At 65.5% G+C, this 21,094-nt stretch carries 18 protein-coding genes and 1 pseudogene; 2 read left to right on the top strand and 17 right to left on the bottom strand.

All coding sequences use genetic code 11. The annotated features are described in order from the left end of the window. The first annotated feature begins 6 nt into the window (after nt 1-6). Complete coding sequence (locus GGR00_RS00825) at nt 7-432, top strand: DUF6484 domain-containing protein (RefSeq protein WP_055976637.1); 426 nt, start codon at nt 7-9, stop codon at nt 430-432. Further along, on the top strand, nt 432-779 hold the full coding sequence (locus GGR00_RS00820; RefSeq protein ID WP_184697178.1) for a hypothetical protein: 348 nt from the start codon (nt 432-434) through the stop codon (nt 777-779). Before GGR00_RS00825 ends, GGR00_RS00820 begins: the two co-directional genes overlap by 1 nt. Here the strand turns inward: GGR00_RS00820 and GGR00_RS00815 are convergent. The 17 genes and pseudogenes from GGR00_RS00815 to tssA all read right to left on the bottom strand — a co-directional run bounded on the left by GGR00_RS00815 (nt 770) and on the right by tssA (nt 20,925). Then, complete coding sequence (locus GGR00_RS00815) at nt 770-1,699, bottom strand: hypothetical protein (protein WP_184697175.1); 930 nt, start codon at nt 1,697-1,699, stop codon at nt 770-772. The genes GGR00_RS00820 and GGR00_RS00815 overlap by 10 nt on opposite strands. Then, a complete protein-coding gene (locus GGR00_RS00810) occupies nt 1,696-2,682 on the bottom strand; it encodes a DUF4150 domain-containing protein (protein WP_184697173.1) in 987 nt (328 codons plus the stop codon). Before GGR00_RS00810 ends, GGR00_RS00815 begins: the two co-directional genes overlap by 4 nt. Then, nucleotides 2,682-3,722 carry a beta-ketoacyl synthase N-terminal-like domain-containing protein gene (locus tag GGR00_RS00805; protein ID WP_184697170.1) on the bottom strand — a complete coding sequence of 347 codons (1,041 nt, stop codon included), beginning with the start codon at nt 3,720-3,722 and terminating at the stop codon, nt 2,682-2,684. Before GGR00_RS00805 ends, GGR00_RS00810 begins: the two co-directional genes overlap by 1 nt. Further along, nucleotides 3,719-4,831 carry a DUF2169 family type VI secretion system accessory protein gene (locus tag GGR00_RS00800; RefSeq protein ID WP_184697167.1) on the bottom strand — a complete coding sequence of 371 codons (1,113 nt, stop codon included), beginning with the start codon at nt 4,829-4,831 and terminating at the stop codon, nt 3,719-3,721. Before GGR00_RS00800 ends, GGR00_RS00805 begins: the two co-directional genes overlap by 4 nt. After that, nucleotides 4,831-5,373, bottom strand: a complete 543-nt coding sequence (tagF, locus tag GGR00_RS00795; protein ID WP_184697164.1) for a type VI secretion system-associated protein TagF — start codon at nt 5,371-5,373, stop codon at nt 4,831-4,833. Before tagF ends, GGR00_RS00800 begins: the two co-directional genes overlap by 1 nt. Next, the gene (tssM, locus tag GGR00_RS00790; RefSeq protein ID WP_184697161.1) at nt 5,355-8,894 is read right to left on the bottom strand and encodes a type VI secretion system membrane subunit TssM; all 3,540 of its coding nucleotides are present in this window, start codon (nt 8,892-8,894) and stop codon (nt 5,355-5,357) included. Before tssM ends, tagF begins: the two co-directional genes overlap by 19 nt. Nucleotides 8,895-8,897: 3 nt before the next feature. Continuing rightward, complete coding sequence (icmH, locus tag GGR00_RS00785) at nt 8,898-10,217, bottom strand: type IVB secretion system protein IcmH/DotU (protein ID WP_184697158.1); 1,320 nt, start codon at nt 10,215-10,217, stop codon at nt 8,898-8,900. Between the two features lie 4 nt (nt 10,218-10,221). Beyond that, nucleotides 10,222-11,556: a type VI secretion system baseplate subunit TssK gene (gene tssK, locus GGR00_RS00780; protein ID WP_184697155.1), complete on the bottom strand. Its 1,335-nt coding sequence runs from the start codon at nt 11,554-11,556 to the stop codon at nt 10,222-10,224. 39 nt (nt 11,557-11,595) lie between these two features. Then, nucleotides 11,596-12,048, bottom strand: a complete 453-nt coding sequence (gene tssJ / locus GGR00_RS00775; protein ID WP_055976604.1) for a type VI secretion system lipoprotein TssJ — start codon at nt 12,046-12,048, stop codon at nt 11,596-11,598. A 6-nt stretch (nt 12,049-12,054) separates the two neighbouring features. Continuing rightward, nucleotides 12,055-13,560, bottom strand: a complete 1,506-nt coding sequence (gene tagH / locus GGR00_RS00770; protein ID WP_184697150.1) for a type VI secretion system-associated FHA domain protein TagH — start codon at nt 13,558-13,560, stop codon at nt 12,055-12,057. Then, complete coding sequence (gene tssG, locus GGR00_RS00765) at nt 13,557-14,618, bottom strand: type VI secretion system baseplate subunit TssG (protein ID WP_184697147.1); 1,062 nt, start codon at nt 14,616-14,618, stop codon at nt 13,557-13,559. The genes tagH and tssG overlap by 4 nt, the downstream gene beginning before the upstream one ends. After that, entirely contained in the window at nt 14,582-16,456 is a 1,875-nt protein-coding gene (tssF, locus tag GGR00_RS00760) for a type VI secretion system baseplate subunit TssF (RefSeq protein WP_184697144.1), read from the bottom strand. Before tssF ends, tssG begins: the two co-directional genes overlap by 37 nt. A 1-nt stretch (nt 16,457) precedes the next feature. Further along, nucleotides 16,458-17,221: pseudogene (gene tssE / locus GGR00_RS00755) on the bottom strand (type VI secretion system baseplate subunit TssE). Beyond that, nucleotides 17,205-17,684 (bottom strand): Hcp family type VI secretion system effector, encoded by a 480-nt coding sequence (locus tag GGR00_RS00750; RefSeq protein WP_055976595.1) that lies wholly within the window; start codon nt 17,682-17,684, stop codon nt 17,205-17,207. The pseudogene tssE and the gene GGR00_RS00750 overlap by 17 nt, the downstream one beginning before the upstream one ends. A 24-nt stretch (nt 17,685-17,708) precedes the next feature. Further along, nucleotides 17,709-19,211: a type VI secretion system contractile sheath large subunit gene (gene tssC, locus GGR00_RS00745; RefSeq protein ID WP_184697138.1), complete on the bottom strand. Its 1,503-nt coding sequence runs from the start codon at nt 19,209-19,211 to the stop codon at nt 17,709-17,711. Nucleotides 19,212-19,215: 4 nt separating this feature from the next. Then, a complete protein-coding gene (gene tssB, locus GGR00_RS00740; RefSeq protein WP_055976588.1) occupies nt 19,216-19,755 on the bottom strand; it encodes a type VI secretion system contractile sheath small subunit in 540 nt (179 codons plus the stop codon). Nucleotides 19,756-19,761: 6 nt separating this feature from the next. Beyond that, nucleotides 19,762-20,925, bottom strand: coding sequence for a type VI secretion system protein TssA (gene tssA, locus GGR00_RS00735; RefSeq protein ID WP_184697135.1), 1,164 nt, complete (start codon nt 20,923-20,925; stop codon nt 19,762-19,764). Nucleotides 20,926-21,094 lie beyond the last annotated feature (169 nt).

Below are 21,094 nucleotides of genomic sequence, written 5' to 3'. Positions count from 1 at the left end.
GTTGCGATGACAAAGACCGCAAAGCGTATCGATGGGGTTGTGATCGGACTTTTCCTCGGCTTCGACGGGGAGGCACCGCTCGTCGTGTTTCCGGGCAATGCGAAAGAGACAGCGGTTCGCGCGCGCAGCCTGGCGGAGATGAGTTCAGACATGATCGGCGCGGAGGTGGCGCTACTTTTCGAGGGCGGTGACGTCGGCCGGCCGCTCATCGTCGGGCGCATCGTCGCGCCGGCCCGCAAGGCATCTGCGCCACAGGTCATTCGCGACGGCGACCTGGTCAGGATCGTCGCCGAGGAGCGCATGGAACTGCGTTGCGGCAAGGCTACGATCATCATGGAAAAGGATGGCCACATAACGATCCGCGGCACCTACGTCACGAGCCACGCCAGTGCGACCAACCGCATTCGCGGCGGCTCGGTCAATCTGAACTGATGCCAGCGCCGGTGCTGCGAGAGATCGTACGTCAGCACGCCGAGATGGCGGCGTTCCTGTGGACGGTCTACGATCATCACCTGCTTCATCCGGATGAAAACCCCGACATGGACGAGGAACGCCTGGCGAGGCTCGTCGAACGTCTGGAAGCGCATCTCGATGGCTTGCGGGTCGCAGGAGAGGCGGGGCGTAAAATCGCCCTAGAGCGCTACACGGAGTACCCGGAGGCGGGGGAGCTTTTCGTCGTCAGGATGCTGGACACCAAGCGACCGATCCGGGTGGGAGACCTGGAACTGGAGAAGGTGAGGGCATTCCTCGCGGCGAACGGCGCAGCACCTCAGATATAGCGCCTGGTCATGTCGATAGCCTGGATATAGAGGTGCCCATCATAGCCGAATTCGAACCCCGACCAGCCGCTGCCGTCGAACACGAAGACCTCTTTCCAGCCAGTAATGACGAGCAGTTCATCCGACGGCTCCATGGCGTAGGCAAATCCGAGGGCACGGAACTTCTTCAGCTTTCGATCTTGCTGAACGAAAAGCCCGAAATCATTGTCGCCCCAGTAGCGTGCCCCCTTGAAGTCGCGGATCGACATGAAGTCGCTGTCGGGTGCGTCGACCTGCTTCAGTTCGCTGTCGCGGTACTCGAAACAAATGCCGTCTTCGCAGCCGATGCTGACGGTACCATCGCCGGCGACATGGATAGCCTGAATGGAACGGTTGAAATCGAGCGGGACCTGTCGCCAGCTGTCGCCCACCAAATGCAGGAGCGTGCCGTGGTCGCCTGCGACGTGAAGCTGCGAGGCGGATGGTCCGTGCATGGTCCTCAGGAATGCTGACACCAGGGGCCTGATCGGCTTCCAGGTGCCGCCCTCGAACCGGCAGACGCTGCCGTCCTCGCCATAGGTGAACAGCGGCCCGCCCGCCGGCAGGAACAGCTTGTGAAAGAAGGGCTCCGGCGCCCGCGCAGTGGTGCGCGCCGTTCCGCGCAGGAAATGGGTGAGGCCGCCCACCTCCAGAAGCACATGATCCTGTGGCGAGGTGCTGATGTGTGACAGCATCTGGTTTTCGAGTTGCAACAGAATGTCGAACCGGGCCTGGCGGCCATTGAAATCGACCAGCAACAGATAGGAGCGGCCACGCTCCCTGTACTCGTCGCTCAACTCGACGGACACGCCAAACAGCGTGCCGCCGACGTGGAACGCCCGCATCGCCTCCAGGTAGATTTCAGCGGGCGGGACCTGGTCGATGTCCTTTTGACCCGTCATTTGACCGTCCTGTGGCGCATGGTCCGCATTTCATTCAACTCCTCCATGGTCTTCTCGGGAGGCGGTGGGCCGACGACACTCTGCATATAGGCCATGAAGACCATCGACAGGCACTTGGCGACCTTCTTTTGCGTAGCCGGGCCCGCGTCCCTGCACTCCTTGTGCTGCTCGGCGATCGATTTGGTGCCCTTGGCGACAGCGCCGCGCAGCTTGGGCGACCTGCCCGTCTGTGCCATGCGCTTGTCGTTGTAGTCGTTGACGGCCTTGGTCTTGGTATCGTGCGGCGTGTCCTTTCGGCTGCCCTTGCCGGTTTCCTGGAAACCGCCCCCCTTCTTGTGCTTCATCGAGCGGATGCAGACGCAGGGTGCCCTGCGGACGCTGTATTCCTTCCACTGATCGTAGGACGTGTTGCTCGCCCGATCCTCCTGGAAATACTCGTTTCCGACGTAGTGCTCCGACTGGTAGCCCTTGGGGCATTTCTTCTTGTTGTGGGGGTGAAGCCGCAGGTTCATCTTTTTCAGAAGCTTGCCGCAGGTAATGCCGCCGACATTCATCTTGAGCACATGCACCCAGGGCGGGGTGCCCGCTTGTGGCGAGGCATGATCGTTGGTCGCCATGTCGGTGAAGCGGATGACCGGTTCACCGTCGAACTTCACATCGTTCGACCATGAGTGGAAATATTCCTTACCGGTGTTTTTCGAGGTGATGATGTTCTTTTTGGGCGCGCAACCGGCCTCGGTTCCGGACGTCTTCGACAGATACGACTTGTTCTTGATGTTGACGGTCTTGCCGGCGATCTTGACCGTACCTGTCCCCTTGTCGGTATCGCCTGACATGCCGAAGCTGGGGTAGGGAATGGGCACGCCCGGCGGTGTCGCCGGCGTCTGGGGTGGGGTGAAGCAGGTGTCGGGGAAGGCAGCTATGGTTTTTCCGTCGCTGCCCTTGCCCGAAATCTCCAGCCCGTTGGCGTAGACATTCGCCATCACTGCACACGCGCGGAAAAGATGGCCGCGCCGCAGGCGCCGCTGTCGCCGGAGGCCTCGACCAACACGGGCGTACCGGCTGCATATCCCTTGGCGGCCGCGGCCATCGCCATGCCTATCATCACCGGCACGACCGCCGCCCCGACATTGCCAAGCGACTCAGCCGGGGACCAGATGTCCTGGAAGCCATGGGCGCCGCGAACCAGCCGGATCGAGGCGAGGGCCGATTGCTTGAACCAATATTGCTCGCCGACCAGATCGGCGATCCTGTAGCCGAGCTGCGCCATCTCTATCCCGCATTCGCCGAGCGCATCTCGATATGCCGCCGTCATGCCGTCGCCGCGCAGGGGAAGATGCGCGCCGTTTTCGTCGAGGCCATTGTAGATGAATGCCGGTTCGCGACTGAGGCCGAGCCCGGCAAGCCGAAAGGCGCCACGGCTCGCCTTGCCGCAAAGGATGGCCGCAGCAGCCTCCCCGGGAATGAAGCCATTGGCGTTGTCCGGTGTCAGCAGCCGGTTCTCGCCCAGGAAATGTGTGATCGTCCCCGAGGTCAGGTAGCTGTCGACGCCTGCAATGACGACATATTCGGCCTCTGCATCCGCCAGAAGCCGGGCGGCGGTACGCAGGGCCGCGTGCCCTGAGGGCCTGCCCTCGCTAATCACGCGTGCGGGTCCGTTGGCCGGCCCTGCCAGCAGGTCGCCAATGCGCTGCACGAGCCGCTTGCTGTCGGTCACTGGAGCGCCGGGACGCGCGGGTTCGGCAACACACAGGATCAGGTGCGTCGCCGCAGCCCTTGCCTCAGGCAGGGCATCGAAGCACTCGCGTATCGCCGCCGCCGCCATGTAGGCCATGCGACGCTCGCCAAGCATTTCGTGAACCAGCGGCACCGGAGCGCCGACCAAGGCCTCATCCGGGCCCGACTGGAAGCCCGTTTCCCGAAATCCGTCCAGGCGCGCCCGCATCGCGGCGCAGGCCGAAGGCGCGTCGAGGCCGACGGCCGTGACCATCCCGCTGGCAAGAATGGCGAGATGGGCGGTCATGCGGCATCCTGTTCGTCGTCCACGAATTCCTGCCGCTTCGCCACGTCGCGGGCGTATTCCTTGCCCTCTCGCCGAGCCCTGAGCATCGTTTCGGTTGGCGGGCCTATCCAGGCCTCCTCGAACTCGGTGATGATCTTCAGTATCCGCACGTCTGCCCGCCACACCATCGACAGACGGCGGTTGTCGGGGTCGAACAGCAAGGTGTCGGGCAGGATCGAGCGTTCCAACACTTTGTCGCCGTCGCGGAAGATCGTCATCGGCAATGTGGCCTGCGGCAGGGTGAACCAAGTCTTGCCCTGGGGCGTGAGGTTGACGAGCACCACCTCCTCGCCGCCGTTCGGCGGGTCGATCTGCTGGTCGGGCGGGGCCATCTGGAAATAGCGTTCGTCGAAGTCCGGCGGCAGGAAGGGGAAGATGTTCTTGGCCCAGTTGTCGTCGTAGGTGCCGCCATGTTCGATGCGGCCCGGCCAGCCGCGTCCCATCGGGCCGAAGCTCATCGGCCTGTAGTCGCCAAAGGGCGAGGCGATGTCTTCGCCGATGGCCTGGGTGTTCGGCAGCCTGAGCCCCGGGATCAGGTTCTGGTTGCGGGTGCGCGCCCAGCCGGTGCCGACGGGATTAAGCTTGTAGCTCGCCGGCAGCTTGTCCTCCGGGTCGAGGCGATCGGTGCCGCCCCAGGCGGTGTCGTAGGAAAAGTGCTGGCGAAGAAAGGGCTGCGGCGCCGTTGCCATGAACAGCGGCCCGCGCGCGCGCCATTCGCGGGTGCCGACCACCTCGAAGAGCTTTTGCCAGGCGCCGATCTTGATGCCCACCGGCACGCGTTCGACCGGCCGTCCGCCGGGCGCATAGGCGCAACCATTGGCGATCACGTCGCAGCGCGGCTTGCGGAAGGCGAAGTCGGTTTCCCAGAGCGTGGCGGAATAGCCGGGTGCGCCGCTGGGGATGTCGGCCATGACTAGCGGCACCTGTTCGGTCGACTTGCGCACTGGCCCGCCGGGAGTGGCGGGGAAATCGAACGTGCCCTTGACCACCACGACCAGGTACTCGCGGGCTTCCTTGTCCATGCCCATGGTGAATTCGTGGACGAAGCCGGTCTGGTTCCAGATCTGCATCAGCCGGTCTCCGCGTTCGCCGCGAGCAGCCGGTCCAGCGCCGAGCGCGGCTCGGCGGGATCGACGTCCATCGGCACGCAGGTCTTGGTCCAGAACAGCATGCCGAGAACGGCCTCGCCGTGGGCTTCGCTCGTGGGGAAAGGCAGTCCGGCCAGTTCTTCGGCGAACGCGTCGGGACCGACATCGCCATGCCGCGCGGCGTCGGCCACGGCCTCCACATCGTCGAACCACTCCACTGCCGAGACAGCCAGGCTATCCAGCGCGACAGAAACCGGAGCGGCAACGGTCAGCGGAAAACGGCGGCCGGCGCGGTCGCTGCTCGGCACGACGATGCCGGCCATCGGCCCATTGGCCCGGCTGCCGAGCAGGAAGCGCAGGGCGACATCGTCGGCCCAGAGGTCAAAGGATTGCAGCGGCGCCAGATGGCTTGCGACCCAGCGATCCCAGGACCGCACGAAGTCGCCCGGCAGGCCGCGACCGACAAAATCGCCGGTCGCCGGGATCTTGCCGTAGAAACCGGTGCCTAGATGTTCGAGGGACACGTGAACCTCTTGAACATCTGGAGGTTGTAGGGATTTTCCACGCTTGCCGCCTTGAGCTCGAAGTCGGCATAGAAGTTCTTGGCGCCCAGGCGCAGATTGTAGACGTCGGAAAGGGCCGTGCCGGTGAAGCGGCCCTTGGTCAGCAGCCGCAGCCAGGCCCAGCTGCCGGTCTCGTTGACGATCACTTCGGGCGAACCGTCGATCGGCTGGAAGGCGAGCGAAATGGTGCCGGTGCCATCCTTGCCCGGCCAGGTCATCGGCTGCGGGCGGGTGGCGTTGTTGAAGTAGACGAGGCTCTGGCCATCGAGGTTGAGCGTCACGCGGGTGACTGTGGGCGACAAATCCTTGGGCTCGAGTGTGAAGCTCATCAGCGGCCCGGTGCCACCGGGGAACAGATCATCGCGGATGCGCCGCGCCTGCTCGAAGGCGGCGAGGGCGGAGGCGTCGAGGCCGAAATCGGCGCGCCAGGTCCAAGGCTGCTTGGCGGTGTCGACATAGCTGATCAGATGATCGTTGGTGAAGGCGTCGATGAGCCCTCCGGGACCAAACAGGCGGGCGAAATCGCGGACGTTGACGTCGACGGCGCTTTGCGGGCTGAAGGGATAGCGGTCAGTCAAGGCCGCCTGGCAGAACGGCAGGATGTCGGCGCGCCAGATGGCGTTGAGCTCGGAGGTGACAGCCTTCTCGGTCAGGCCGCTGGTGTCGCCGGCGATGCCGCCGAGCCAGTCGTCGATCGGGTCGGGCAGAATCTGCGCCTGGCGCGCGACGGCACCGGTCAGTTCGGCGAGGCCACCCTGCTTCTTGATGGCATCCTGCGGGTCGGGATTGGCGGTGACGGTTTGCAGTACGTTTGACAGCGCAGTAAGTGCGACGACTGCGGCATCGAGCATGGGCGGCTGACCGTCGACCTCGGCGACAGCCCCCTTGAGCGGCTTGAAATGCTCGGCGACGAGCGTGCCGGTCATGTCGACTTCGGCGGCCGAGCCTGCACGCGGCAGCAGCTTGGCACCCGCCTTGGCGAGCTTGCCGACCTTGCCGAGCTTGCCGAGCAGCTTGTTGGCGCCCTTGGAGGCCGCCTTGTTGTCGCCTGCCGGCTCTTCGTCCGAACGCACGAGATCGGTTTCGTGGACCACCGCCGTGACCAGGCGCTTGAGGGCGGAATCGGCGCTGGAGAGGTCCTTGAGGTTTTCGCTGGCGACGTTGAGATCGGTCAGAGGGGCCAGCCGGATGTCGCGCAGCAGGCTATCCCACTGGGCGATGAAGTCCTCGTAATAGAGCTTGAGGATGTCCTCCGACAGCGCCGACACCGAGGTTTCCGCGTTTTCGGCGCAACCGCCGGCAAAGACGGCGCGGTCCAGGGCCGCCTGGGCGGCTACCTCCTCGAGGCGGTCGAGAATGACGTCGTGGAAACCGGCATAGGTGAAGGCGCCCGAAATGCCGACACGCATCGTCTTGTCCGAACGCCGGGCAAACACCTTGGAGCCGTTCGGGCCGGCAAAGTTTGCCGGGATCCACTCCTTCAGCTCGGCGACGGCGGGATCGGCCAAGAGTTGCTTGTAGGCGCGCGCAGGCAGGGAAATGGTGCAGACGCTCTTCAGCGCCTCGGCGACCAGCGCGGGGTCGGGCGCGACGTAGCTGGCATCGACCGTCATGCGGCGGATGGCGGCAAGCTGGTGCTCTTCGGCGTCGGCGGTCGGGAAGGGCGCCACCGGCGCGAATTCGGGCAGATCGTTGACCCACCAGGCCTGCGCGAAATCGGGGTCCATCTGCGACAGGCCGGTCATCATGCGGTAGGTCTTGAGCGCACCCAGCATGAACTCGGGATCGCGAACCTGTCGCCACATCGTCGTTTCGAGCAAGGCCACCATGCGCGGCTCGAGGATGTTACGCAGGGCATGGTCGTAGCTGTCGGCCTGGGCTCGCAGCAGCTCCGGCGAGGCCGTCGGGCCAAGCAGGTCGCGGACACCGCTGGGCGGTGCGGTACGGGCACCGGCCACCTCCGACATGGCGGCAAGGGCGACGTCGATGTCGGGCGCGTCAACCGGCGCCGGGCGGGCGGACAGGGGCGCCAGCGGTGCCTGCAAAGCCTCGAGCTGACCCGCTTGTGCCGCGATGGCGTTGCGGTTGTCGTAGTAGGACAGGCCGAATAGAATGCCCGCCAACAGCACGGCTGCGCCTGACGCGGCGGCCGCGGCGCGCCATATCCAGGTGCGGCGGCGCTGGGCGACCGGATCGAACATGCCGAGGCCGGCTTCCTTGAAGACGACTTCCGTGAGCAGGTTCTTGAGGAAGAAGCTGCGCTTCTCGACGCGAGGCGAGGCCATCGCCCGCCGTGGCGGCAAGCCGAACGACGAAGAAAGTGCCGCGGTCAGCCGGTCGATCGGCGCGCCTTCCTGCGTTGCCGACGTGAGATAGACGCCGCGCAGCCAGGCGCTGTCTTCGTAGCGGCTCTCACCGAAGATCTGCTCGACCAGCAGCCGGACCGGCTCGGACAGGCTTTCGACCTGGGCCGGGAAGCGGAAGATCTCGGCCCGATTGGCGAGGGCGTCTTCATCTTCGAGGCGCGGAACCAGCCGCTTCTCGAGCTCGGTCGCCAGAAGCGAGATCTCGCTCGCCACCATCTTGCCGTCGACGCGCGCGTCGGGTGCGAACGTCGCGCCCCAGACTTGTTCGCGGGCTGAAGTGGAGAGGCCCCCGAAGAAGGGCTCGAAGCCCTTGATCAGGTCGGCCTTGGTCAGCATCAGATAGACCGGCAGGCGGATTTCCAGGCGCTCGTTCAATTCGGACAGGCGCCGGCGGATCTTGCGCCCGTGCGCCTTGATCGCTTCGTCGCCCTCGGAAAGCGCATCGATTGACAGCGCGACGATGACGCCGTTGAGCGCCCGCCTGCCGCGATGCTTCTTCAGCAGGTCGAGGAAGCCCAGCCACTCCGCGGCATCGACATCCGGCTGGCTTTCCTGCTGGACGTAGCGGCCGGCGGTGTCGATGAGCACCGCGTGTTCGGAGAAGAACCAGTCGCAGTTGCGGGTGCCGCCGACGCCCTGGATGTCGTCGGTCAGGTCGATCGGGAAGTTGAGGCCGGACTGGCGCAGCGCCGTGGTCTTGCCGGTGGCGGGCGGGCCGACGATGACGTACCAGGGCATCTCGCGCAGGAACTTGCGCCCGCCGAGCTTGCGTCGCTTCATCTCGTCCATCAGGCCCTGGAACTTGGCGCCGACCGCCGCCACGCTCTGCTCGCCCGGGGTGAGCGGCTTTTCGACAGCCGGGGCGGCTATCTCGGCGACGAAGACCCGGTTGGCGCGTATGGCCCGGCGCTGGGCGAGGATCAGCCAGATCAGCCAGAGGATGACAAGGCCGGCGATCATCGCCATGCGCACGGTTTCGGAGGCAAAGGGCGTGCTTTGGCCGACGGCGACGATCGGGCCGAAGATCCAGATGATCAGCGACAGCAGCGCCAGGCCGATCAAGGTCCAGAGCCACCGCGATGTCAGTACCGCCCAGAGGAAGCGCAGGATGAACATCTGTCACAGCCTCTTTTCGACCAGCACTTCGACACGGCGATTGAGCGCGCGCCCCTCGCGGGTGCCGTCGTCGGCGACCGGGTCGGTGGCGGCGCGGCCTTCCGAGCGCACGCGCTCGCGCGGCACGCCGTTCTGGACGAGGATGTCGGCAATCGTCGCAGCGCGTGCCTCCGACAGGCGCTGGTTGGTCGACAACGGATTGGTACGCTGCAGCGGGATGCCGTCGGTATGGCCGACCACAGTGATGTTTCCGATCAGCTCCTGGTTTTCGAGGATGACCTTGGCGATCGACGTGATGAGGGGCTGGAAGCCGTCGGTCAGTTCCGCACGCGACGACTGGAACAGCTCGGGATTGCTGGCCTGGATGACGAGGCGGGCGAGGGACACGCTTTCGGCGCCCTTCAAGGCCGGGCGCAGCCCTTCCGGCGCGGCGGCGGCGAACTCCGGCAGCAGGGCGAAATCGACTGTCTCGACCGGCGGTGCCTCGGCCTGTGGCGCGGTCCGCAGCAATTCGGCGCGGTCGGCAGGCGGCAAGGCACGAACCAGCGTTGTCAGTTGAGTCGCCTGGTTGCTCAGGCCCATCGACAGGCCGACATAGATGGCTGTCGCCAGCACGGCCGCGATGACCGCCATCACCCACAGCGGGACGGTAAAGCGCGGCGGTTCGTCGGACGCGACGACGCCGCGCCAGTTGGGCGACAGCGATGCATCCTCGGCATCGGCATTGCGAAAGAAACGGGCGGCGGCGACGCGTACGGCGTTCAGCGAGCGATCGCCGGCGCGTCCGGGGACGCGATATTTGCCGCGGAAGCCGAGCGCCATGCAGTAGTACTGCAGCTCCAGCATTTCCTGGTCGCGGTTGGGATGCCGTTCGAGCTCTTCCAGGCGCGAGAAGAACTGTGCGCCGGCGTCGACATCGCCGCGTAACATGACGACGAGCGGCTGGCGCGGCCAGATGCTGGCGCCGCCCCAGGGCGTGTTGAGGGCGAGGTCGTCGAGCAGGGCAGCGACGGACCAGGCAGCCTGGTCGGCCCGTTCGAGCGACGATCCGGCTGCGACGGCCGTGTCGCGGGCGCGGACCAGTTCTTCCAACAGCCGCGTGCGCAGAACTTCGGGGTTTTCCGGCGGCAGGGCGTTTTCGAGCTCGGGAGCGAATTCCAGCAGGGCTGAAAACGCATTGACCAGCTTGTTGGGATGGGCGCGGGCCCGTTTCAGCGGCGCGGCCGTAAACGGCATCGGCGCGCGCGGCATCGGCGTGCCGACCATGCGTATCCGGGTACGCTCACGATCCTCCGACAAGCCGAAAGGATCGTCCTGGCTCATCGCGTCACCTGTTCACCGAATAGCAGTCGACCTGCGGCTCGCTCGGCAGCACGCCGGATACGCCGATGACGAATCCGGGTGCATCGAGGAGGGAGGCCCAATGCTCGCTTCTCTGGTCAAGCTCAAGGCAAAGACGGTCGCCGTCATAGGGGATTTCGCGCGGCTGCGAGTGCAGCGGCTTGAGCGGAATGCCGGGCAGGCGCGACTTCCAAAGGCCTTCGAATTCGCCTGCGGCGCCGACGGTCGCCTGGTTGACGAAGATCTTGCGCAGGGCGTCTTCGGACAACTCGGAGCCGACGCGGATGACGATGCGGCTCGCCACCAACAGCTTCGGATTGTCGATGCGCACCTTCCAGACATTGGTCGAATGCCGCATGACGGGCAGTGCGCGGGACTTGGGCTCGACATAACGCAGGCTGAGGATCAGCGAACGCAGCGTGTCGGCAAGCGCCGAATAGGCCGGCCCCGGCGCCATGTGGTCATAGATCGGCAGTTCGGCCAGCCGGCGCGAATTCGATCCATATGTCGCCATCGAACCGGCGAGGCCGGCAAGTTCGAGGTAGAGATCGGCAGGATGGAAGATGTCCTGCGCCAGCATGTGCGCCAGGCGCGGGCGCGCCGCGTTGGCGAGATTGAGCATCAGCAGGTCTTCGACGCTGCGCCCGGGCCCGCCGAGCACCATCTTGGCGTGAGCCTCGGCGATCTGGTCGAGGCCGGTGATCACCTCCTGCAGCAGTTGCGCATACCAGGGCACGGCGCCCGTGGCCAATGTCGGCGGCAGGAAGCTGGCGTCGACGGCAACGCCGCCGTCGGCGCGAAGGCCGGTGATCTCGGTGATCGGCAGCGCCGTGTAGCCGCCGATCGACTTGCCCGGGGCAAGCAGCAGCGCTTGCGGCCGTGCGATCTCGATTTCCTCGGGGTCCGATCCGCCATGCACCGCGTCGCGCACGGTGACGATGCGGCCGCGATAACGCGCGCCGCTGGTCTCGGCATGAGCGGGGTCGAAGCCGACGCCGCCGGGCGGCTCCAGAGGAACGGCGATGAGCACCGGGCCGCCACCCATGTCGGCGGAGATTGCCAGCGGCTTCGGCGGGTCCATGGTTTCGGGGATGGCGAAGGGCGTTCCGTCGGGAAAGATGCCACGGGCCGACAGGACTGCCACCTGTCCGGCCTCCAGCAAGGCGGGGTCGAGCGTCAGTGCGCGAAAGCCGAACGTATGCAATTGCCCGGCCTGCAGGGAACCGCGCACCGTCGCTTCGAAGAACCGGTCCTGTTGCTGGAAGTGCTGGGTCCGGAGGAACAGCCCTTCGGACCAGAGCACCCTGTTTGAGTCTGTCATGCGGCAACTCTCTGCATCGGGAACTCCTGATATGGCCGGTCAGGCCGAAATGCCTCCGCTGCCGAGGGTCACGGCGATCGTCAGGGTCGATCCGGGCGAGACCGATTTCGTCGTTCGCCAGGTGCGGCCCGTCGGTTCGCGGACGAGGGCGACAAAGCCGAGCGCGGTTGCCTCCGGTTCGACGGTGATCGTTTTCGACGCGCCCTGACCGGGGCCGACCGAAAGCGTGTCGGAGCCGAGCAGGTCGCCGGCAAGAGCGGCGCCAGCGTCGCCCTGCAGGGCAAAATAGTCCGCCGAGTTGAACTTGCCGGTGCTCTTCAAACGCATGACGAGTACGGTCACCGGCCTGTCGCCGCCGTCAGGCCCGGGGTTCATGCCGGCTTGACCGCTCACGTTGACGGTAACTGTGGACGGTTTGGGCGGCCCGCTTTGGCAGGCGGTCACCAGTCCTGTAGCGCCGAGAGCAAGTATGAAGTCGCGCCGGTCGATCATGCGTCGTCACTCCTCTTCATAGGCGTTGCGGAAATCGGCCCCGATCTCGCCCATGAAGCGCGTCTCGGCGCTCACGGCGATCTCGCGATGACGTTTCTTGTAGAGGTCCCAAAGCTTGGCGCCGCGGCCGCCGGCCAGCAGAGTCTCGATCGACGAACTCGATTTCAGCTCCTCTTCGAGCGCGACGGGATCGAAGCGGTCGATCATATGGCGCAGCGCGCCCTGCAGGCCGCGCCAGGCACGAACATGGTGGTGGGCGAGATCGCGGATCGCGTCGGCAATCGCCGGCTCGCCCGCGAGGAAGCCCGGGCTGCGCTCGGCGAGGATGGTTGCCAGGACGTCGTCGACGGTGGGCAGGAATTTGAGCGGATTGACCTCAGAAGAGCCCACGACAGTCTGCTCGATGCGGGCATTGCCCTTTTCCTCGGCCCGCTTGCGCAGCAACTGCATCAGGCCCTCGAGCATCAGGCGGTACTCGCGGCCGAATTTTTCCATCTCGGCAATCGGATCCCGGCCGGATGCGTCGCCCTGGTCGAGACCGATGCCGCGCAGAAACGCGGCACGAAGGGCGCTGTCGGACGGAAGGGGCGCCTGTGGCTGGGCGGCGTTCAATTTCTCGCGGGCACGAAGGGACGGAGGCGGCGGAGGTGGCGCGTCGGCCCGGCGGGGCGGCACATCCCACGGCGCCGGTTCCGGATCCTTGTTTGCCGGCCTGTCCGGCGGGGCGCTGACCGGCGGATCGACCGGTTGCGGCTTTCCTGGCGACAGCGGCGGCATGGCGAAACCGGCGTCGAATGTCTGTTCCGGCTGATGCGGCGGCTGCGGCTTGGCGGGGTGAGGGTCGACCACGGCAAAACCGAATGGGTCGGCGTAGGCGGAGGTGCCGTTCCTGGCATCGTCCGGATGTCCGTTCGCGGCGGGAGTGGACACCGGATCGAGGCTGAAGGGGTCGTCGAAAGCCGGCGAACTGCGTTCGGATTTGTCACCACGCTCGTAGGCGCGGAACGCGCCAGCCTCGGGCTGTTCGAAGGGATTGGGCAGTTCGGCGGGGCGTGGCCGTTGCGGCTCCTCATCGGTCTTGAGCGAAAAGAAGTCGTCGGTGCCCATGCCGACCGGGACACGCGATGCCGCCGGTTGTGATGGCTGGGGCGCCGATGTCTTCGGCGGCAGCGGTTTGTGCGCCGATGGCTGGGCTGAAGGTTGCAGTTCCACGGCGACGACATAATCGCCCAGCCGCAGACGCATGCCGTGCCTGAGGCGCGCCGCGTTGCCCGATCCGAGCGGGCTGCCGGCATCGTCGATGAACAAGCCGCTGCTCGACGTGTCGGTGACGAAATAGCCGTCGTCTTCGGCCGTGATCCTGCAATGGGCGCGCGAGACGAACATGTCGGGGTCTTCGATCTGCCAGTCCGCGTCGGAACTGCGACCGATCACAAGTTCACCCTTGTCCAGCCGGGACTGGCGCACCGCCTGTGCGCGCGGTCCCTGCTCAAGCGTGAGGAGCAAGCTCATGCCCCGACTCCCGCCATTTCGGGCCGCCAGCCGACAAGTGTCCGCAGGCGCATGTCTTCAGCATCGTCTCTTTCCGCAGGGGGCGCAAGCCACGCCGTTCGGCCGAGCTCCGCGGTGCCCAGGCGCGCCGGCGGCACCTGCTGGCGTGCCAGCACGATCCGCAGATCGACGTCGAGCAACTCGCCGAGAAGGTCGCGGATGGCGCGCTTCAGCACCGCCAGTCTTTTGCTGCCCGGCAGGAATGCCCGATAGGTTTCGAAGTCGAGAGGTCCGATGCGCAGCTCGACCCGGTTCTGGCGGCTGAAGCTGCGCGGCCCGATGGTGGCGCTCCGCCCGAGTGCCGCGCTGGCCTGACCGATCCTGGTCTGCAACGCGGCAGGGATCTCCAGCCAGGAAGCGACGAACTCCTTCAGCCGGATAGGCACATTGAAGGCTTCGGCGACGAACAAAGTGAGCCGCTCGGGTCCGTCGACCTGGCTTGCCAGGGCCGCGGCCTGCCGCAGCTTGACCGAATCCAGGTCCGGATCGTTGGCATTGTGGGTGTCTGGAAGGCCGATTCCGGCCATGGCTTCCAGCATCGAGCGGACGCGACCGCCGATGGCGCGCTCGACCTGCACGCCGGGATGTGCGTCCGCCCAGGCGCGATAATACAGGGCAATCATCCGATGCTGCAGGATGTTGACGAAATCGACGAATGTCGTGTCGCTGGTCTGGTGCGCGTCAGCGCCGACAAACCAGCGCTGCGACAGCCTGTCGAGCACCCAGCGCGTGACATGCAGCGGCAACGGACCTTCCGGCCCGAGCAGGCCGAGATTGGCGACGGTGACGCGTGCCGGGGCCTTGTCGGTCGCCGGCTGGAATTTGACCACGTCCTGGGTGGAAAAGCCGAGGCGCACATGCTGGCCAAGCCGCGCAGGCTCGCGGTCGAGGCGACCGGAGTGGCCGAAAAGCCGGTTGCCACGTTCGAGTTGCCGCAGCAGCTCGAAGAAATCATAGGCGTCGGTCGGCACACCGCTCGCCTCTAGATCAGGAAGCGGTTGCCGGGCGTCATCGGCCATGGCACGTCCTCCTGTCGCTGGAGCAGTCGGGTTCGGGTGCGAATGAAGCCGTTGATGCCGGCATGGCGGGCAAACAGCCGCGCCAGCAAGGCCGACAGCAAAAGCGAGCTTTGCCCCGACAGGACGGACTGATCGACGTGGAGCATGACCTCGGTGCCGCGGCCGAAGCACATCGGCCCCGGTATCGCCAGCCGCTCGATCACCGGCTGCGAGTCGATGCGGACGATGGAGCGCACATGGCGGCCGAGCACCGGATCGCCGCGGTCGGCATAGAGGTCGAGCAAGGCATGCAACGGATCGACGCCCCGTCCGTCCTTGGCCAGGCTCAGGAAGTTGAGGGACAGCTGTGCCACCAGCCGCCAGGCCAGTTCGTCGGCTCGGGATTCGGCGTCGGCACCGGCGGGCAGGGCAGCGGGGATGGAATGCTGCGGGGCGCGCAGAGCGCCGAGCAACCTGATGGTCTCGACCGGGTCACCGCTTTCCAGCGACAATGAGGGATTGTCGTCGAGGATCGGCAGATCCCGGTTGGTGCAGAGCGCGGTGATCTCGATCCGCTTGAGCGTCCGGCCCGTGGGCATGCCGACCGGCCGCGAGATGGCGAGAAAGACGTCATCGCCGGTGTAGGTCGTGCGCGTCATGCCCTCGCGCCGCTCGTCCTCGGTCGGACGGCGGGGCCGGCGTTCGGTCGAATAGACCCAGCCATTGCCACGGTTCTGGCCGAGGCTGAACAGCGCCGGGATTTCAGCATCGGCGCCTTCGGATTCGGCATCCTCGACATGCGTGATGCGGTAGATCTCGAAATCGCGCGGCCGGGTGCGATCAGCGTAGAGCACCTGCCGGGTGCGGCGCGCGTCGAGTTCTATGACGTTGCACTCGCGTTCGAACAAATTGATCAGCGGAGTGGCAAAGAGCTCGAAATCGGCAGGCGCGAGATCGGCGAGTTCCGGTGCCGCCCGCCGCAACAGGAAGACGATGTCGAGGCCGGAGTCACAATTTCGGATCACAGGCTGCAGTTCGCCGATGCGGACGTAATGGAACCGCTCCGGCATCATGAAATATTCGCGCAGGAGGCGATAACCCTCGAACGTCGGGCGTGTCCGGGGCATCAGCGCCTCGGCATCGCCTATGCCGACCATTTGCGGTTCGGGCAGGAGCGCCAGCCTGCCCTGCTTGCCTGCCTGGCGCCCGCCGACGGCGGTGCAGACGCCGAAGATGGTATCGAACAGCAGTGCCGCCTTGGTGCGGCCGGCAAAATGCAGGTCGAGCCGGTCGAGCGCCAGTTCGCTGAGCTTGCCCTTGCCGGTGCGGGCGACTGTGATGCGCAGCGCGGCCTCGCTGGCGACGCCTGTGGGCGCCGCGATGCCGGCCGCGGCAAGGGCGCTGCGGTCCTGGTAGTAGCCGACCGAGGCGATTTCCAGCGGCCAAAGGGTGACGTCCTGCGCCGTGGTGAAGGTCATTCGGGTGGAAAGGCCCGGCTGCAGGCTCGACACCAGGCGGGTGCCGCGCTTGACGACGTGACCGGCATTCATCGTCTGCACCTGCTGTCCCGGCTTCAGCACCGCCATTGCCGTAGCCGGCGTCGGCGACAGCAGGTCGGGATAGAGGACCTCGAGCACGCTGCGTGCAAACCTGGAGCGCTCGGCATCAACTTTCAGCCTGGTGCGTGCCGCCAGAAAGGCCACGCCGTCGAGCAGGCGCTCGACATAGGGGTCGGGGCAGGGCGCGGTGTCGAGCGAGAGATTGCGCGCGACCGCCGGATGCATGTCGGCGAATTCCGCTGCGAGCGTGCGGATGTGGGTCAGCTCCTCCTCGTAATACTCCAGGAAGATCCGATCCATTCTATGCCTCGCCGTATTCGGTCCGCGCCAAGCCGTTGTCGAGGTTGATGGTGGTCCGAAGCCGCAGTCGTTCCGGCGTCGGCGTCATGATCAGGACCCCGTCGATTTCGATCTTCAGCCCCATGCTCTTGTCGTTGAGGGTGACGGTCACCTTGGTCGCGCTTTCCTTCAGGCGCGGCTCGAAATTGCCGAGAACGGTCTTGATTTCGCGGGCCAGTGAATCGCGGTCGAAATCGCGCGACGAACGGCCGGAAAAGGACGGCACGCCGTAATTGACCACGCTGCGGCGCACTTCCGGAAAATCCGCGAGGTTGAGGCGGTTGTCGGCGACCTGCTCATCCTCGACGTCGGAAAGCAGCGGAAGGGCCTCGAAGCGTTCGGTGTTGAAAAGCGCCTCGATGTCGCGGCGCACCGCCTCGCGCAGCACGCGTGCGGAAACGACGATTCCCCGGCTTTCCAGTTCTGCCCGGTTGCGGTTCTGGAAGACGAGCCGGTGCAGGCGTTGCTTGTGGTCCGGGGTCAGGTCGAGGTCGGAATCGATGAGCCGCGCGCTGCCGGTGATCAATCCATCGACACGCTCGCTGCCAAGTTCGTTGTCCAACGACTGGCGCAGGCCCTCGATTTCCGAGCTCAGGCCCGGCAGGTCGTTCACCAGCCGGTCCCATAGCGACGGCTGCGACGCCTCTCGCCTTGCTTGCTGAACTCCACTGGCCTTCATCATGCAGCACCAGGGCGTCTATGCGGGGCCTCACAAGCCGGTTGCAACGCTCATCTCTTGGGTATGGTCGGTGTCGTAGACCAGCTCGATCGTCTTGTAGGCGAACTGCACGAAGTCCTCGAGCGTGTCGCTGTTGGTCGTGGAGGCACCGAAGCCGTAGGACACGACGGACGCCTCCTTCATGGTGACGACGAAATAGTCGCTGGTCTCGCCGTCGATCGTCCGGCGGCAGGAGATCACGACCTCGTCGAACTGCTTGTTTTCGTGGCATGCCTTGGCAAGGTAGGGCGACGACATGTCGACGTCCTTGGAACAGCTCACGGTGCCCAAGGCGACGCGGCCCTTGCGCGACAGCGAATTGGGATCGAATGGCGCAACCATGTTGAAGGCGACGTTGAATATCTCGATTTCTTCGTCGTGGCCGTCGCGGGTGCTCGGGCCCTTGATGTCTGGAACCTTCAGGAAGCCGTCGATCTTGGTCGATTTTCTGAGATCGTCATCCGATGCCATTGTCTCTCTCCGTTACTGGACAGTTCAGGACTTGACCGAAGGCAGCTCCGACACGAGCCGGAGCGACGCGTTGATTCCTTCCAACTGGTAGTGCGGGCGCAGGTAGAAACGGGCGTTGTAGTAGCCCGGCCGGCCCTCGACGCTGTCGACCTGGACCTCGGCGGCGGCCAGCGGACGCTTGGCGCGGGCCTTGTCGTCGGCGAAGGCGGGATTTGCCAGCACGTAGCGGTTGATCCACTCCGTCAGCCATATCTGCATGTCGGACCGTTCCTTGAACGAGCCGACCTTGTCGCGGGCGATCGCCTTGAGATAGTGGGCGAAACGCGACACCGGGAACAGGTAGGGCAGATTGGCGCTGAGGCGTTCGTTGGACTGTGCATCCGGATCGACCAATCGTCCTGCCCGGGTCTCGTCGTCCTGCAGCGAATGGGCACCGATGAAGGCGGCGAGATCGGTGTTCTTGCGGTGCAGGATCGGCATCAGGCCGAGCTTGGCGAGTTCGGCCTCGCGGCGATCGTCGATGGCGACTTCGGTCGGGCATTTCATCGCCACCGAGCCGTCGTCGGTCGGGAAGCTGTGCACCGGCAGGTTGATCACCGTGCCGCCATTCTCGACGCCGCGGATCTGGGTGCCCCAGCCGAACAGCTTGTGGCTGCGGTTGATGTTGACGCCCATCGGGAATGCGGCATTCATCCAGACATATTTGTGGTGGTCGCCCTGGACCTCCTCCTCGAAGGCGAAGCCCTTCACCGGCACCGTATCGGCGCCATAGGGCAACCGCGCCAGGACGCGCGGCATGGCAAGACCGATATAGCGGGCGTCCTCGCTCTCGCGCAGCGACTGCCACGAGGCGTAGGCCGGGTTGGAGACGATCTGCTGCAGGTCCTGAGGGTTGGGCAGTTCCTGCCAGCTGTCCATTCGGAACAGGCGTGGCGAGGCGGCGGCGATGAACGGCGTGTGCGCCGAGGCGCAGACGCCGGAGAGGTTGCGCAGCAGGCCGACGTCGCGCGGGTGGTTGGAGAACTCGTAGGCGCCGATCAGGCAGCCGAAGGGTTCGCCGCCGAACATCGAATATTCGTCGGTGTAGACCTTCTTGAAGACCGGGCTCTGGTCCCACATCTGGCCTTCATAGTCTTCCAGCGTGTCGGCCAGCTGCTCCTTGGAGATGTTCATCACCCGGATCTTCAGCTTCTGGTCGGTCTCGGTGTTGTTGACGAGGTACCAGAGGCCGCGCCATGTGCCTTCCATCTCGCGCACTTCGGGCGCATGCAGGATCTCGTTGAGCTGCACGGTCAGCATCTTGTCGATGCCCGATATCAGCGACTTGATCGACTTGATGGCGTTCGACGAGATGGTGGTCGTCTCCGAGCGCGACTGCGCGGCAAGCGCGAGGTTGCGGACGAGTTGCTGCAGCTTCTCGCTGTCGTCCTTCTTGACCTTGAAATCCTTTTCCAGGAGGTCGCTGAATTCACCGAGGTCGATGGCCTCAGCCTCGGCGACCGTTGGGCTCTTTTGCTGCTCGGCCATGGCTCTATTCCTCGACCTTGTCGCCGTCGGAGAGCGCCTGGCTGGCGATCTGGCCGAGCAGCGGCTCGTTGTTCAGCAATTGGGCGATGCGCTTTTCAGCGTCGGCGCGACCGTCCATGAAGCCGAGCAATTCCTCGAGCTGGCGACGCATCTTGAGGATTTCGGCCAGTTGGGGGACCTGCTCGGCGATCTTGTCGGGGGCGAAGTCGCCCATCTTGGAGAAGGTGAGGTCGATCGCCAGCTCTTCGTCCTGCTCCGCGCCCTCGGCCTGGGGCAGGGTGTTCTTGACCCGCGCCTTCACGCGGGGGCCCAGCGCTTCCATGAAGCGCGGGAACCTGTTGGCGTCGGTCTCGACGAAGGTGCGGTCGAGCACCGTCTTCTGCGCCTCCTTGGTCTGCGACGAGCCGGCGAGATCGGCCATCACGCCCATCACGAAAGGCAGTTCGATGGTCGTCGGGCTGCCGTAGGTCTCGACGTCATAGGCGATCTGCACGCGCGGAGCGCGATTTCGCTCGATGACCTTAGCTTTGCTTTCGGCTGGCATGCTTGGCTACCTTTCATCCTTCTGAGGCGTCTTCTTGTCGGTTACGCCGGCGAGGAGCCGGAACTCCTTGAGCCCGGAGGGGGCGAGATCTTCCATCAGCTCGACGAAATCCATGTGCACCATGCGGCGCACGCGCCGGGCGAGGTGCGGGATCGGGCTCGACGGCTCGGTGCGGTCGTAGAAGGCCACGACGAGGTCGAGGCATTTGACGACATCGTCGCGCGAGGTGAGGCGTTCGGGGAGGGCCATGGTCGGCCCCGCATGGTTGGCCACAGGTTCCGGCGCGTGGCCGTTGGGCTGCGCTGCAGCAGGTGTTGCCTGGGTGAGCTCGGGCTTCGCCGCGCCATTGGCTGCCGGGCGCGCGGCCGACCCACGCTCGAGCGTGGTCAGCATCCTGTCGAGAAACTTCTTGAGGTCCGGAACGGCAGGCCCCGTGCTCTCCAGGCGCCTGTTGAGCGCCGCATCGAGGGCGGCAAGCGCTGCGCCCGCCGCGCGGGCGTCGGCTACCAGCTGCTCCATGGCCGCATTCGCCTGATCGGCCTGCGCGGCACAGGCGCTGCGCAGCCTGGTCAACAGCTGCTCATGCACCGCCGACAGCGCTGCCCGCTCGGTGTTGTTCAGTCCCTGCGCTGCCTCCTGCAGCATGACGCGGTCGTCAAGCGCCCCCTGTTCAAGCTCCCGGCCCGAGATCGGGCCGAAACCGCGGGGGGCGAAGAAGACGGTCTTCCTGAGATCGGCAAGCAGGCCTTCCTGGCCGTTTTGAAGGTCGAGCACGGCATTGACGCGGCGCAATGCTGCGTCGCGCGGCGGCGCGTTCGGCCGCAAGGCGGGGTGCATGGTTTCCCAATGGGCATCGAAGGTCCGCGCGATCAGCATCAGCCCTTCGGCCAGCCCGGCGAGCCCGCGGGCATTGGCCAAGGCGCGGGTGACCAGAGTCAGGAGGCGCAGGTCGCGGCCCTGGTTGCGCAGCTCGTCGGCCTTTTCGAGAACGACGTCCCAATCGACGGGAATGCTGACTTCCGCCGAGGGCCTGTTGCGCTCGTCGTGGACGACATCGGATTGCGGGACGGCGAGGCGCTCGAGCTCATGAAAGCGCGGATCGTTGCGCAAATCTTCCCCCGACGGGTTTTCACCGTTCAAAGGGTTGAGCCAGAGAGCAAGATCAACCACGCACCCCCCCACGCCAAACTGAAGGACGGAAGTCGCCGGTATTTCACTCCACTCTGGTTTAGCACAATTCAGGCAGCGCTCAAAGTTGGACGAAGCTAGCCCTTAAGCGTTAGTGACCAAGGCCGTGCGAATTGTTACGGTCGTTCGGGCAGCACGGGTCGAGGCCCGC

The organism is Aminobacter aganoensis, from assembly GCF_014206975.1.
GTDB lineage: Bacteria > Pseudomonadota > Alphaproteobacteria > Rhizobiales > Rhizobiaceae > Aminobacter > Aminobacter aganoensis.
Note: the sequence above shows the minus strand (reverse complement) of the source record. Positions and strands in the feature narration are given on the sequence as shown.